General features: G+C 70.2%; 12 protein-coding genes and 1 pseudogene. 9 read left to right on the plus strand and 4 right to left on the minus strand.

The features are described from left to right. Positions 1 to 106 precede the first annotated feature (106 nt). The 6 genes and pseudogenes from EES41_RS02900 to EES41_RS02925 all read left to right on the plus strand — a co-directional run bounded on the left by EES41_RS02900 (position 107) and on the right by EES41_RS02925 (position 6,156). Positions 107 to 1,992, plus strand: a pseudogene (locus EES41_RS02900) (TrkA family potassium uptake protein). A 48-nt stretch (positions 1,993 to 2,040) separates the two neighbouring features. Beyond that, complete coding sequence (locus EES41_RS02905; protein ID WP_123075380.1) at positions 2,041 to 3,027, plus strand: GlxA family transcriptional regulator; 987 nt, start codon at positions 2,041 to 2,043, stop codon at positions 3,025 to 3,027. Between the two features lie 103 nt (positions 3,028 to 3,130). Beyond that, a complete protein-coding gene (locus EES41_RS02910; RefSeq protein ID WP_123075382.1) occupies positions 3,131 to 3,880 on the plus strand; it encodes an MBL fold metallo-hydrolase in 750 nt (249 codons plus the stop codon). A gap of 364 nt (positions 3,881 to 4,244) precedes the next feature. Further along, complete coding sequence (locus EES41_RS02915; RefSeq protein ID WP_123075384.1) at positions 4,245 to 4,559, plus strand: hypothetical protein; 315 nt, start codon at positions 4,245 to 4,247, stop codon at positions 4,557 to 4,559. 85 nt (positions 4,560 to 4,644) lie between these two features. Beyond that, positions 4,645 to 4,824: a hypothetical protein gene (locus EES41_RS02920; RefSeq protein ID WP_123075386.1), complete on the plus strand. Its 180-nt coding sequence runs from the start codon at positions 4,645 to 4,647 to the stop codon at positions 4,822 to 4,824. 276 nt (positions 4,825 to 5,100) lie between these two features. After that, entirely contained in the window at positions 5,101 to 6,156 is a 1,056-nt protein-coding gene (locus EES41_RS02925) for a CdaR family transcriptional regulator (RefSeq protein WP_123075388.1), read from the plus strand. 122 nt (positions 6,157 to 6,278) lie between these two features. Here EES41_RS02925 and EES41_RS02930 read toward each other — a convergent pair whose 3' ends face one another. Then, the gene (locus EES41_RS02930) at positions 6,279 to 6,638 is read right to left on the minus strand and encodes a hypothetical protein (protein ID WP_164495725.1); all 360 of its coding nucleotides are present in this window, start codon (positions 6,636 to 6,638) and stop codon (positions 6,279 to 6,281) included. Between EES41_RS02930 and EES41_RS41265 the strand changes: the two genes are divergently transcribed. After that, a complete protein-coding gene (locus tag EES41_RS41265) occupies positions 6,637 to 6,846 on the plus strand; it encodes a hypothetical protein (protein ID WP_164495726.1) in 210 nt (69 codons plus the stop codon). The two genes, EES41_RS02930 and EES41_RS41265, sit on opposite strands and share 2 nt — an antisense overlap. 4 nt (positions 6,847 to 6,850) lie before the next feature. Here the strand turns inward: EES41_RS41265 and EES41_RS02935 are convergent, their stop codons facing one another. Further along, complete coding sequence (locus tag EES41_RS02935; protein WP_123082211.1) at positions 6,851 to 7,351, minus strand: nitroreductase family deazaflavin-dependent oxidoreductase; 501 nt, start codon at positions 7,349 to 7,351, stop codon at positions 6,851 to 6,853. 270 nt (positions 7,352 to 7,621) lie between these two features. Between EES41_RS02935 and EES41_RS02940 the strand changes: the two genes are divergently transcribed. Next, positions 7,622 to 8,674: a PP2C family protein-serine/threonine phosphatase gene (locus tag EES41_RS02940; protein ID WP_254211286.1), complete on the plus strand. Its 1,053-nt coding sequence runs from the start codon at positions 7,622 to 7,624 to the stop codon at positions 8,672 to 8,674. Between the two features lie 636 nt (positions 8,675 to 9,310). Here EES41_RS02940 and EES41_RS02955 read toward each other — a convergent pair. Together EES41_RS02955 and EES41_RS02960 are read right to left on the minus strand one after the other, a co-directional pair. Continuing rightward, positions 9,311 to 9,862, minus strand: a complete 552-nt coding sequence (locus EES41_RS02955) for a MarR family winged helix-turn-helix transcriptional regulator (protein ID WP_123075397.1) — start codon at positions 9,860 to 9,862, stop codon at positions 9,311 to 9,313. An 8-nt stretch (positions 9,863 to 9,870) separates the two neighbouring features. Continuing rightward, on the minus strand, positions 9,871 to 11,718 hold the full coding sequence (locus EES41_RS02960) for a chloride channel protein (protein ID WP_123075399.1): 1,848 nt from the start codon (positions 11,716 to 11,718) through the stop codon (positions 9,871 to 9,873). Between the two features lie 350 nt (positions 11,719 to 12,068). Here EES41_RS02960 and ectA point away from each other — a divergent pair, with 350 nt between their 5' ends. Continuing rightward, positions 12,069 to 12,620 carry a diaminobutyrate acetyltransferase gene (gene ectA / locus EES41_RS02965; protein WP_123075401.1) on the plus strand — a complete coding sequence of 184 codons (552 nt, stop codon included), beginning with the start codon at positions 12,069 to 12,071 and terminating at the stop codon, positions 12,618 to 12,620. The last annotated feature ends 51 nt before the right edge of the window (positions 12,621 to 12,671 follow it).

A 12,671-nucleotide genomic window follows, 5' to 3' on the forward strand; every position in this document is an offset into this window, starting at 1 on the left:
CATCGCTGTATCCACGGACAGCAGGGCATCCGTGTGAGGGGTCATCTTCAGGTGACTCTGATCCACATTTCGGGATTCGCCTCAACAACCATTCCCGCAGGGGCGGATGGTCGTGTGCGGCGACGACGGGCTGGCCCGCCGTCTGGCCTCCGAGCTTCAAGAGGTCTACAAGGAACGGGTGACCATGGTGACGCGCCCGCCTCCCGCGAAACGCAGCCCGGCGTCATCCGTCCCCCAGTCAGGTCCGGGTTCGGCCTGCTCGGACGGGTCCCGCTCTCGCGAGCCCGCAACGCGGGCTCGGAGGAGCCTGCGTTGCGGGAGCTGCGGGTACTGGAGGCGGCGGAGCCGAACGAGGAGGTTCTGGCCGCGGCGGGGGTGGCCGGGGCCGCCGCGCTGGCGCTCTATGAGGACGACGAAACCAACGTAGGGGCGCCCTGGTCGATCCTCGGCCCAATCCGAGGCTGCGGCTGGTGATCCGGCTCTACAACCGCAAGCTCGGCCAGCACCTGGAGGAACTCCTGGACCAGGCGGCGATGGTGGCGGAGCAGGGAATCGACCTGCGGGAGCTGGACTCATCGACGACGGTGCTGTCGGGCGCCGACACGGCCGCGCCCGCGCTGGCGGCCAGCGCCGTAGCGGGTACCAGCAAAGCTGTCCAGGCCGACGGCCTGCTGCTGCGAGCGGTGGAGCGTACGGCTCCGGGGAGGGGCGAGGTGGCCGACCGGGCCTGCGTACGCTGGCGCTGCTTTCGGCAACGACCAGCGACCCGGCGGGCGCCGAGTCCAGTGGGGACCACGGCCCGCAACTGAGGCTCGACGACCGGGCCGTGGCCGCGGCGACGGGGCGCGGCATCGAAGCGGTCGCCCACGCCGACGCCGCCCAGTCGAGGCAGCGGCTGGGAGCAGGGGCGCTGCCCGTGGCTTCCCTGTTCTCGCGGAGTCTGCGCTGGTCCCTGACCGGGATGGTGGCCGCCGTCGGCGCGCTCGCGGTGGCGTCCTGGGCGACGACCGGCGACCATCCCCCCCTGTACGTCGCTTACGTCACCCTGCTCGACATCTTCGCGATCAACGACCCCGCAGGGGGAGACCCCACCCAGCGCCAGGTGCTCCAGATCCTCTCAGGGTTCGTGGGCCTGCTGCTGCTTCCGGTCCTGGTGGCGGCCGCGCTGGAAGCGCTCGGTGCGTTCCGCACGGCGACGGTCCTGCGGCGGCCCCCGCGCGGGCTATCGGGCCACGTGGTCCTGCTGGGGCTCGGCAAGATCGGTGCGAGGATACTGGCCCTGCTGCGAGACAGGGAGATCACGGTCGTGTGCGTGGAATCCGACCCGCAGGCACGGGGCCTCGCGCTCGCGCGCAGGCTGCGCGTGCCCGTGGTCATCGGCGACGTGACCGACGAGGGGGTGCTGGAGGCTGCCCTCGTCGGCCGGGCGCACTCACTGCTGGCCCTGACCGGCTCGGACACCACCAATCTGGAGGCCGACCTCTACGCCCGCGCGGTCAAACCGGATCTACGAGCCGTCCTGCGCCTGTACGCGGACGACTTCGCCACCGCCGTCTACCGCACCCTGAGGGCCGCGTACCCCGCAGCCCTGACCCGCAGCCGAAGCGTCACCCACCGCGCCGCCCTCGCCTTCGCCGGTGCGATGATGGGCCGCCAGATCCTGGGCGCCACCCCGGTCGAGCGGCGGGTCCTGCTCTTCGCCGCCGTGAACGTGGCCAGCCATCCGCACATGGAGGGCCGCACCATCGCCGAGTCCTTCCGCCGCGGCGCCTGGCGGGTCCTCGCCCTCGACACCCCCTCCCCGGAGGACCCCGGCCCGACCTGGCCTCCGCTCCTGCGGAGGGGCCGCCACGACAGTCGGGGCTGGTCTGGGATCCGGGGTACGTCCTCCAGCCGGAGGACCGCGTCGTCCTGGCCGCAACCCGGCGGGGGCCCGCCGAACTCCCCGGACGCGGCGTACCCGCCCCCGGCCGGGAGGATGGCCGAATCTGAGAGAACCTCGTCATTGCAGACACCGGCGGGCGGGGCGAGGATCGACACATGTCCGCACCCCGACCCCACCGTGTCGTGATCGTCGCCTTCCCCGGCGTAGAGCTCCTGGACGTCACAGGACCCGCCGAGGTGTTCTCCGTGGCCTCCCGGGCGGCCAAGGACGGACACCCCAACTACACCGTCCAGATCGCGACGGAGGATGGCGGGACCCTCACCACGTCCAGCGGGGTCCGGCTCCTCGCCGACCTCCGGCTCGACGAAGCGGCGGGAAAGGTGGACACGCTGCTGGTGTCCGGTGCCGTCACCCACTCCGAGGGGGGTGCCGTTCGGGCCGTCGTCGATCCGGTCGTCACCGGCTGGCTGCGGACGGCAGTGCCCCGGGCGGGGCGCACCGGTTCGGTGTGTGCCGGCGCCCATCTGCTGGCCGCGGCAGGCCTGCTGGACGGCCGATCCGCCACGACGCACTGGCTCACGGCCGCACAACTGGCCGCCACGCACCCGGAGATCAGCGTGGACGCCGATGCGATCTTCGTCAGGTCCGGTTCGCTATGGACCTGCGCCGGAATCACCTCCGGGATGGACATGGCGCTGGCCATGGTGGCCGAGGACCACGGGCATGCCCTCGCACTCACCACCGCCCGCATGATGGTGATGTACGTCAAACGCTCCGGCGGCCAGAGCCAGTTCAGCGTGCCGCTCTCCGTCCAGGAACCCGCCTGCGACCACATCGGCGAACTGCGCCAGTGGATCACCGAACACCCCGACGCGGACCTCTCCACCGACGCACTCGCCCAGCGCGTCAGTCTCAGCACACGCCACTTCTCCCGGCTCTTCGTCCAGCGCACCGGCACCACACCCGCCGCGTACGTGGAATCCGCCAGGCTTGAGACCGCCCGTCGGCTCCTCGAGGAGAGCGACGCCGGACTGCCGCAGATCGCCGCCACCAGCGGGCTCGGCTCCCTCCAGACCCTCCATCGGACCTTCCAACGCCACCTGGGAACCACTCCGGCCGAATACCGGCGCCGCTTCCGCTGAACCTGACCGGATCTCCTTGTTCCCCTGACCCGACCGCGCCACCGACCGGCGGACGCCGAGGCATGCCCGCGCGCGGCCCCGCACCCGAAAGGTCCCCATCCCCATGTCCCGCACGAAGATCATTCCAATACCGGTGCTCGGCAGGCACGCGGTCAACGCCTACCTGCTGCTCGGCCGACGCCCCGTCCTCGTCGACGCCGGAACGCCCGGCAGCGGAAGCCTGATCCGCGACCGGATCGCCGGCCACGGCGTGGACCCCGCCGACCTTGGCCTGATCGTCATCACCCACGGCCACATCGACCACTTCGGCTCCGCCGCGGAACTGCACCGCCTCACCGGGGCGCCGGTCGCCGGTCACGTGGCAGACCTCGAACCCTTCCGCACCGGCCGGGCCCGGATGCCCCACCTGCCGACCGGTCCCATGGGCCGCGTGATGAACCGGAACCGGAAGCTGCACGTTCCCGCCGATCCGTTCGAACCCGGGATCCTGATCAGCCGTGAGACCGACCTGGCCGACTTCGGGCTCGACGCCCGCATCATGCCCACCCCCGGCCACACCGCGGGCTCCGTCTCCGTCCTCACCGACGACGGAGACCTCGTCGCCGGCGACCTCGTGGCCAACTCCTTCATGGGCCTCATCCCCGGCAAGCCCGCGAACCCACCCTTCCACGACGATCCCCTGCACAACCTGGCCAGCCTGCGCGCAATGCTCGCCCTGAACCCCGCGAAACTCCACGTCGGCCACGGCGTCCCGCTCGACCCCGAGCGCGTCCGGCGCTGGGCGGAGCGGGAGCAACAGCGTCTATCCGGCCGGGCGGCTCGTGGCCGCCTCCGAAGCCGCACCATGAGCTGACACAGGCGATTCGCGTACGGTCCCATTCTCGCCGACCTGGTGGGCAGGACCGGCCATTCCGCAGTGAGTGCCCTTTCTTACAAGAGCGGAGCCCCAGCCACAGGTCATGATCACACCGCCACCCGCTCGTGGTAGTCATCACGTCTGTGACCAGGGGGAATCAGCCATGCCCGCGAACACCCGCCGCAGCAGAGTCCGTACCAGCATCCCGCACCGCGCACTGGCAGCCTCCGTCGTTCTCGCGGCGACGGGATCCGTCTTCGCCGCCTCGGAGTTCCGCCCGACCACCCTGACCCAGCCAGCACGGAACGTACGAGAACCTCCTCGCGAGCGACGAGTACAAATGCCAGGTCGACGCAGTACGATGGCGTCCGCCATCCGCGAGGGCGGGCTGGAATCGCAGTGGAACCCTCTGCTGAAAAACAACGACGGCGTGAAGGCCAACCCACACTTCCACGCCTATCTCTGCGGCCATGCCTCCTTCGGCCTCACCGCCGACGAACCCCGTGCAATGATCAAGACCCGGCACTTCACCAGCTTCAGCGGCGCCGCCAAGGAGGACGCGGACAGCCGCCTCTGGCTCGGCGTCCACTTCCTGCGGGACGACACCGAGACGGCCTCGCCCTCGGCGACAAAGGTCTCAAACCAGGTCTTCACCGCCGAACTCCGCACCCTGTGACGTGAACGGTGGGGGGCCTGTACCCCCGCCCCACCGTATGGGAGCCTGGGGACACCCCCCGTTCCTCCCTGCCAGGAGACGCGCCATGCCCCGACCCTCCCCCACCGGACCGGCGGTGTCGCCTCTGAGTGCGTGCGGCGCGATCCTGACCGCAGCGGGCACGCTTCTGTACTCGTACCCCGGCCCCGGCCTGCTGCCGCTCGCCTTGGGCGCACTCGTCCTGGCGGTCTCGGTCGCGGTCTGGCTCTTCGCCCGGCAGCACTGACTTCCTCGGGCCCTGCGGCGACGTAAGCACCGGCCTCGAAGAAGGCCCACGCACCACCGCCCGGATACCGCCCCCCCATTTCCATGATCCGGCATCCTGGCGGTGGTGCGTTCCCCCGCGCCCTCATCCTGATGCCTTCCGCGCCTGGCACACACTGCCGGTGACCGGCAGTCTTTACGCGCTCCTGATGCCGATGAAGGAAGCACTCGCGGAACGTGGCACCCTGGTGCCCGCGTCAAAGAGGCGTCATGGGCGGGTCAGCACTGGGGGACATACATGACGGACCGAACTGCACCAGCGGATCATCTGGTGGGCTACGCCGACATCGTCGCCTCCGCCTGCGCCACCGGGCGGCGGCTCAACCGCGACGAGCTGGACTCCCGTCGCACGGAAGGGGAGCGTGCCGCGGAGGCCGGCCTCCCGCTGCGCGGCCTGATACGCGACCACTTGGCCGCGGCGCAGACGGTGCGGCCCGTTCCCTCGTCGCCCGGTGGACTGCTTGCGGTGATGGAACAGGCGGTGGACGCCTTCGTGGAGGGCTACGAGCGCGCCCAGCAGCAGGCCATCCGCCAGGAAGAGGCCGCGCGCCGCGAGTTCGTCGACGACCTCCTGTACGGGGGCAGTGATCTCGGCCGCCTCGCGGAGCGGGCCGAGCGCTTCGGCCTTCGTCTTTCTCAGGCCCATGCGGTGGCCGTCGCGGCCGGCCCCGAGCCGTACGGCGACGGTTTCCGGGTGGCGCGGGGCACCGAGGCGGCGGTCCTGGCCCGCTTCCCGGGCCGACGAATCCTGCTGGCCACCAAGGACGGCCGGCTGATCTGCGTGGCCCCCGGGGACCAGCCCGACGTACTGGCCTTCTTCGCCAAGCAGGCGTACGCGGCCACCGACGGCGGCAAGGTCGCCATCGGCCGCTCCCACCCCGGCGCCGGAGGAGTCGTCCACTCCTACGAGGAAGCCCTCGGCGCCCTCGACCTCGCCGAGCGCATGGGGCTCGACGGGCCCGTACTGCACGCCGTCGACCTGCTCGTCTACCCCGTCCTGACCCGCGACCGCCAGGCCATGGCCGACCTGGTGGAGACCACGCTCGGCCCTCTGCGTACGGCACGGGGCGGCGCCCAACCCCTCATCGACACGCTCACCGCCTACTTCGACAGCGGATGCGTCGCCACGGAGGCCGCCCGCCGCCTCTCGCTGAGCGTACGGGCGCTGACCTACCGGCTGGAGCGCATCCGGAGCCTCACCGGGGCCGACCCTGCCGATCCGACCAACCGCTACGCCCTCCAGACCGCGGTCATCGGCGCCCGCCTGCTCGACTGGCCCGCAGACGCGGACTGAGCTGCGACGTAACGCGGCTAGGGGCAAGGGCGGATACGGCGACGGTTGCCGCGATCACTGCGAGTCCGTACTTATCCGGTTCCCTGCCGGTGTCCGGCATTCACCACGCGGCGCGTCGCCGTCTAGTCTGGGCAGGTATCCAGAGAGGCGCCAATGAACGGAAACCCGGCGTACCACGCCCTCGCACTGGTCGCCTCCACCTTGCTCCTGCTCCCACTACCTGTGGCGATCTTCGCCGGCTGGACCCCTCCCCGTCTCGGCGACCGCTCGACCGCTCTGCCGTACGCGTGGGCAGCACTTTTCCTGTACACCCTGGTGCCGCTCAACGCGCTCCCCCGCATGATGAACTCGCCGGCAACGGTCGTGATGTTCTGCACCGGAGCCGGGCCGCTGTTCAGCCTCGCGGCCGTAGCCTGCCTCATGCGGTCGTACAGGTGTGCACGGCGCACCACGTCTTCCCGGACCGAAAGCTGATCACCCATGCCGAATGTGAATGTCCTCGCCTGGTTCCGCAGGAACATCACCGAGTTCCGCATGGCCGTCGCCGCTGTCGGGATCGGTTTCGTGTTCACCGTGACTGCCTTCGTCCTATACGCCCTCCCCGCCCGCGGCTTCCCGGAGCTGGTGATCGGCTTGTCCTTCCTCACAACCGGCCTGGTCATGCTGGGGTCCGGCTCCGTCAAGCGCTGAGCTCTCACCCCCAATGGCGGGGCGGCACCTCGTCCAGACGCACGAAGGGGATCCTGCGTCCGGCTTCCCGAAAGCGGTCAGTTCCGTGCGTCGGGATACCCAGGCCGAGGTAGCGGCATAGTGCGCGTGCGGCCCGCGGGTGCCGGGCGGCGTATGCGGCCATCACGTCGGCACCTTCCTCTGCGGTGAGGAAGTGGGCATTGACGGGGTAGAACGTCTGCCCGACCTGGATGGTCACCTTGGGGATGTGGCGCAGGTTCCTGTACCACTGCGCGGCGGTCCCGAATCCCGAGGCCACCGTCCAGCTCCCCCGGAGAGGATCGTGGGCCACCACTTCCAGGCACACCTCGCGGGTCTGACCGGACAGCCGTCCTGTGTGCTGGAGGAGGAGCATCCTTTTGCCGAAGACCGAGCCGAGGCCGATCCGGTACAAGGCGATCGGGAGGCGGGCGACGACGCGGCGCCAGCCGGTGGGTGGCTCGGGGCGGGAGCGGCGGCGCGCCATCACCACATGACCCCCGGGTTCTCCATCACCCAAAAAAACACAGCGGGTGGGTAACAGTGGCATAGCGAGGTGGTTCGCCGGGCAAACTTTTGCATAGTCTAAACGTGACACGTGGCGGAGCACGGATCAACAGTCCCGCCCGTGTCGATCGAAATGGACGGATGGCCGCGTTCGCCGCGCCGACGAGGAGCCGGGAGTAACGACGTGGATCTCCATCGTTCCGGGAGCATCCCGGCGAAACCCGCACTTCTCGCACTCCCCTTCGTTGTCATGGCGCTCGTAGCGGCAGCCGACGCCACCGCGGGACCGGGCGTCGGCCTGCTGCCCCTCGTCTCGCTGGGGCCGGCCTTCGCCGGCCTGGCGGGCAGCTGGCGCCGGACGGCCGCCCTGGGGGCTGCGGCGATGGCCCTGTGCTGCGCGCTCGGGCTCTACGACGGTCTGTTCCAGAACCGCCGCGGTTACACCGCCCTGGCCGCCGTGGCGGGGGTGACCGTTGCCGGAGTCGCCGCCGCAGTGGTGCGCACACGCCAGGAACGGGAGCTGGCAAGCGTCCGTACGATCGCGGAGGCGGCACAGCGGGTCCTGCTGAGACCGGTGCCGCGCAGCGCCGGGCACCTGCGCGCCGCGGTCTCCTACACCTCGGCCGTCGCCGAGGCACGGATCGGCGGGGACCTCTACGAGGTCGTACCGGTGCCCGGAGGCGTGAGGGTGATCATCGGGGATGTGCAGGGCAAAGGTTTGGAGGCAGTAGAGACCGCCGCCACCGTGCTCGGCGCCTTCCGAGAGGCCGCACATGACGAACCCCGGCTGAGCGGCGTCGGCGCCAGAGTGGAGCGTGCCGTGCAGCGCTCCCTGGAGGGCGAGGGGGGTGGCGAGAAGTTCGTCACGGCCTTGCTGGCCGAGATCACGGAGGTGGGTGACGTCGTGTTCCTCAACTATGGTCACGCGCCCGCCATGCTCGTCCGGCCGGGGCACCCCCCAGTCTTTCCGGAGCCCGCGCAGCCTGCTCCCCCACTCGGCCTGGCGTGGACCGACTCCGACCCGCCCGAGCCCTACAGCGTCGATTTCGGCCCCGGAGATCAACTGCTCCTATACACCGACGGCGTCTCGGAGGCCAGGAATTCCCTAGGCGCCTTCTACCCCCTGGGCGAGCGGAGTGGCCTGCTGTCGGACTCCGACCCGCAGCTCGCGCTCGATGCGCTGCGCGAGGATGTGGTGGCGTACGTCGGTGGACCCCTGCACGACGACGCGGCCATGCTGCTCCTGCGCTGCCGACCGAACGACCCGAGGCGTCGGGTGAACGTTTCACCGGTCCCGGCCTGAGGGTCTGCGCCCTATCCGGCGTCGGTGGGCCTCCCCGAGCAGCGCGGTCACCGCGATGAAGGCCACGACGATCAGGACAGGCACGGGCCATAACCATCCGTGCACGAACACGCGCCTCCTGATTGCCGCATCCCCCTTTCGCGGCTCGAAGCGCATCTCTTCACCTTTCGGCTTGCCGCGTCGAGCCATTCCGATCCTCGGCAGGAAGACCGTCTCGAACCGGCCGAGACTCCCGGTGACCGGGCTGTGGACCAACCTGTTAACGTCGGTGCCCCACCTGATTCGTGTTCGCTCGGCCGGGTCGGTGAGCGGTTCCGGGAACATAGGAGGCGAACGGTTGTGGGAACGGCTCTTCTGTGTGCCGCCATCGCGGTGGCAGCGCTGGCGATCCGCAGCGCCGTCACCGACCTCAGGAGTGGCGGCCGGAGGCGTTCACAGGCGCCACGACTCGCGCTCCGTCCCTTTGCCACGGCCGTGGCCGTCACCGCAGTGATGCTCGCCCTCCTCGGCCGGCTGGCGGGCTTGGGGCTGTGGTCCGTTTGGATTCTGCTCGGATTCGCCGTAACAGCTGGTCTGGCCGGGGGAATGGTCCGCCGCAGTTGACGCGGCCGGCAGCATCCCCGCGCCGGGAGCCGCCTACCCGTTGGTCCGGCGCTGCGCCGGTTCGCTCCATCCCAGCGGAAAGAGCGAGCCATCCCCATCGCGTACGGTGGGCTCCCCGCCGGCGGCGTTGAACGCGGTGAGCGCGTCGACCAGGGCGGCCCGCTGGCCGGGATCGATGCGCGCGGCGATGGCCGCGATCTCGCCCCTGCGCCGGGCCGTGACCTCTTCCACGAGCCGCAGCCCTGCCGACGTCACCGTCAGTATCGTCTCGCGGCGGTTCTCCGGGTTGGGCCGCCTGTCGGCCAGTCCGGCCGCGATCAGGCGGTCGACCATGCGCATCGCCGTCGACGGGTTGACCCCCAGGGCTTCGGCGAGCACCACCAGCTTCGCCGCGCCCCGGGTGGCCAGCACCACCAGCATCCGGAACTGCGCGAGCGTGACCTTGTCCTCGGCCGCCGCGAGCGAGCGGGCGGAGACGGCCACGAGGAGCCGGGAGGCCGTCAGGAGGGCGCGGGTCACGTCGTCGACGTCGGCCGCGTCATCCACACGTGGTGGGGACGCATCGGTGTGCGGTAGTTCGGTCATACCTCTTTCTACCGCTTGGGCCCTCCCCCGTGCCGACCCGACCCCTCCCCGCTCGGCGGATCGGGGTGGAGGGCCCGCAGGGCGCTCTGATGGGTGAGCCACCCGACCAGGTGCCCGTCTTCGGGGTCGAGGACCGGAAGACCCGTCCCCGGAGAAGAGACGAGGAGGTGGAGGGCGGTCCCCAAGCTCATGTCCGAGGTGAGGGGGTGCGGTCGCTCCGCCAGGTCCGCGGCGGTCTTCGGTGCGCCCTTCGCGTCGTCGGGGGCTTCGGCGAGCAGCTCGGCAACGGCCCGAGCCGTCAAGGTCCCGCGGAATCCGCCTTCGGAATCCACCACTGGAAGGACCCCGTGCGGTGACCGGGACAGGAACTCTGCCGCGTCGGCGAGGCCACACGCTGCCAGGAGCGGTTCCGGGGCCTTCTCCATCACCTCTTCGAGCCGCTGGCCGCCGAGCGGCGCGCCCGGGGCGGGGGCGTCCAGGTCGATACCCCGACGCCGGAGCTTGAGGGTGTAGATCGTGTCGCGCGACAGCAGCTTGCTGGTCAGCGTCGCGAGGACGATGGCGAGCATCAGCGGCAGGATGATCGAGTACTCACCCGTGAGCTCGAAGAGGATCACCACGGCCGTGATGGGGGCACGGGAAGCGCCCGCGAACACGGCCCCCATCCCCACCAGCGCGTAGGCCCCGGCGTTCCCCGCGGTCCCCGGGACGAGCTGCTGCAGACCCTCGCCGTAGGCCGCACCCAGCATGGCCCCCATGAACAAGCTGGGCGCGAAGACCCCACCCGAGCCGCCGATGCCGATCGTCAGGCTGGTGGCGAGGATCTTGCCGGCGAGGAGGAGCAGGAGGAAGAGCGCGGTGTACTCGCCCTCCGCCGCGTTCTCCAGTACGGGATACCCGACGCCGTACATTTCCGGGAGTGCCAGCAGCAGCACGCCCAGTAGCACCCCGCCGACTGCCGGACGCAGCCATTCCGGCCCGCGCCAGGCCCAGTCGCAGGCGTCCTCGATGGCGTACAGGATCCGGGTGAACCCCACGCCGACCGCGCCCGCCACGACTCCGAGGGCGGCGAACAGCCCGTACTGCGCCAAGTGCTCGACGTGGAAGGACGGCAGGCTGAGGAAGGCCACGTCCCCGAAGGCCGCCCGTCCGATGATGCTCGCCGAGACGCTGGACAGGACCAGCGCGCCGAACGCCTCGATGGCGAAGTCCCGCAGGATCAGCTCCATGGCGAAGAAGACGCCGGCCAGCGGGGCGTTGAAGGTCGCCGCGATACCCCCTGCGGCTCCGCAGGCGACCAGGAGCTTCATCCGCCCCTCGCCCACCCTGACCAGACGCCCGAGCGTGGAGCCGAGGGCCGAGCCGATCTGGACGATGGGTCCCTCGCGGCCGACCGACCCGCCTGAACCGATGGTCAGCGCGGAGGCCAGGGCCTTGACCACGGAGACGTTGGGATTGATCCGTCCGCCGCGCCGGGCGACCGCGAGCATGACCTCGGGCACCCCGTGCCCCCGGGCCTCCTTGGCGAACCGGTCGACCAGCGGGCCGTACAGCAGCCCGCCGACGACCGGGGTGAGCAGGACGAAGTAGGGGCCGAGCCACGGCAGGTACGGGTTCGCCGCGTGCCCTGCGCCCGCATAGTCCTCCTGGCCGGTGAACAGCCATGTGAACGACTTGATCAGCCAGCGGAAGACGATGGAGCCCAGACCCGCCCCCACACCCACCAGAACCGCCAGCACGGCGAGGCCCCACTGCGCCTCGCGCGCCGCGGTGAAGCCGGGCCACCTCGCCCCTCCGGGAGCCCTGTCCGGGGTCGAGGAGCCGTCATCCTCGTGGTCCGCTGCTCTGCTCGTCATCCGTCGTCCGATCATTTTTGCATTATGCAAATGATGTCAAGCGCGCCGCGCTCGAGCTCAACATCCGGACAGAGCAGCCGGCCCGTAACCATCCGGTCGGCGGCGAAACCCTAAGGCCGTCGACAAATACATAACGTTTAAGTAGAAAACGTGGCACAGGGCAAAGACGTTATCTTGTCGTTATAGAATCAAGGGTTGGGTGGAAATATGCCCATTTCTCGTGAGGATACAACCTCCCAGCGCACCCTCCGAACCCCTCGAAGGGTGCGCCCTAATATCACATTCCAGACATCTGACGTAACCCCCTAGGCCCATGCGATTTACTCCGTCCGTAGGTAACTTCGGCCCGCATGACTGCTCATGCAGAACTGGCCCGTTACAGAAAGCACCTCCCGACCGCTCCGACCCCCTCCACGATGCGCATCGACCGCCCCCGCCCCGGGGACGGCCCGCTGCTGTGGCGCCTCGCGCGCGATTCCGGGACGCTCGACCTCAACTCGGCGTACAGCTACCTCCTCTGGTGCCGTGACTTCGCCGGCACGTCCGCCGTGGCCCGTGACCCCGCCGGGCGAGCCGTCGGGTTCGTCAGCGGGTACCTCCGGCCCGAGGCTCCCGGAACACTGCTCGTCTGGCAGATCGCCGTCGACGAATCCATCCGCGGCCTGGGAGTCGCGGGGGCGCTGCTCGACGGCCTCTCCTCCCGCGTGGCGGCGGAACACGGACTGGGCCACCTGGAAGCCACCGTCTCGCCCGGGAACCGCGCGTCGGAGCGGCTGTTCGCCTCGTACGCCGAACGGCACGGTGCCACGCTCACGCGCGAAGTGCTCTTCAGGTCGGACGAGTTCCCCGAGAGCGGACACGACGCCGAGGTCCTTCACCGCATCGGGCCGCTCCACTTCTGACACCGCACCCTTCGACAAGTGCCGCGGGGCCGGCGCCTCCGGCCGCCGCAA

The organism is Streptomyces sp. ADI95-16 (assembly GCF_003721495.1).
GTDB lineage: Bacteria > Actinomycetota > Actinomycetes > Streptomycetales > Streptomycetaceae > Streptomyces > Streptomyces goshikiensis.

Bases quoted from the DNA above. Each gene is read 5' to 3' on its own strand.
- EES41_RS02905 (WP_123075380.1), top strand. From the start codon at position 2,041: ATGTCCGCACCCCGACCCCACCGTGTCGTGATCGTCGCCTTCCCCGGC.
- EES41_RS02910 (WP_123075382.1), top strand. From the start codon at position 3,131: ATGTCCCGCACGAAGATCATTCCAATACCGGTGCTCGGCAGGCACGCG.
- EES41_RS02915 (WP_123075384.1), top strand. From the start codon at position 4,245: ATGGCGTCCGCCATCCGCGAGGGCGGGCTGGAATCGCAGTGGAACCCT.
- EES41_RS02920 (WP_123075386.1), top strand. From the start codon at position 4,645: ATGCCCCGACCCTCCCCCACCGGACCGGCGGTGTCGCCTCTGAGTGCG.
- EES41_RS02925 (WP_123075388.1), top strand. From the start codon at position 5,101: ATGACGGACCGAACTGCACCAGCGGATCATCTGGTGGGCTACGCCGAC.
- EES41_RS41265 (WP_164495726.1), top strand. From the start codon at position 6,637: ATGCCGAATGTGAATGTCCTCGCCTGGTTCCGCAGGAACATCACCGAG.
- EES41_RS02930 (WP_164495725.1), bottom strand. From the start codon at position 6,638: ATGGGTGATCAGCTTTCGGTCCGGGAAGACGTGGTGCGCCGTGCACAC.
- EES41_RS02935 (WP_123082211.1), bottom strand. From the start codon at position 7,351: ATGGCGCGCCGCCGCTCCCGCCCCGAGCCACCCACCGGCTGGCGCCGC.
- EES41_RS02940 (WP_254211286.1), top strand. From the start codon at position 7,622: ATGGCGCTCGTAGCGGCAGCCGACGCCACCGCGGGACCGGGCGTCGGC.
- EES41_RS02955 (WP_123075397.1), bottom strand. From the start codon at position 9,862: ATGACCGAACTACCGCACACCGATGCGTCCCCACCACGTGTGGATGAC.
- EES41_RS02960 (WP_123075399.1), bottom strand. From the start codon at position 11,718: ATGACGAGCAGAGCAGCGGACCACGAGGATGACGGCTCCTCGACCCCG.
- ectA (WP_123075401.1), top strand. From the start codon at position 12,069: ATGACTGCTCATGCAGAACTGGCCCGTTACAGAAAGCACCTCCCGACC.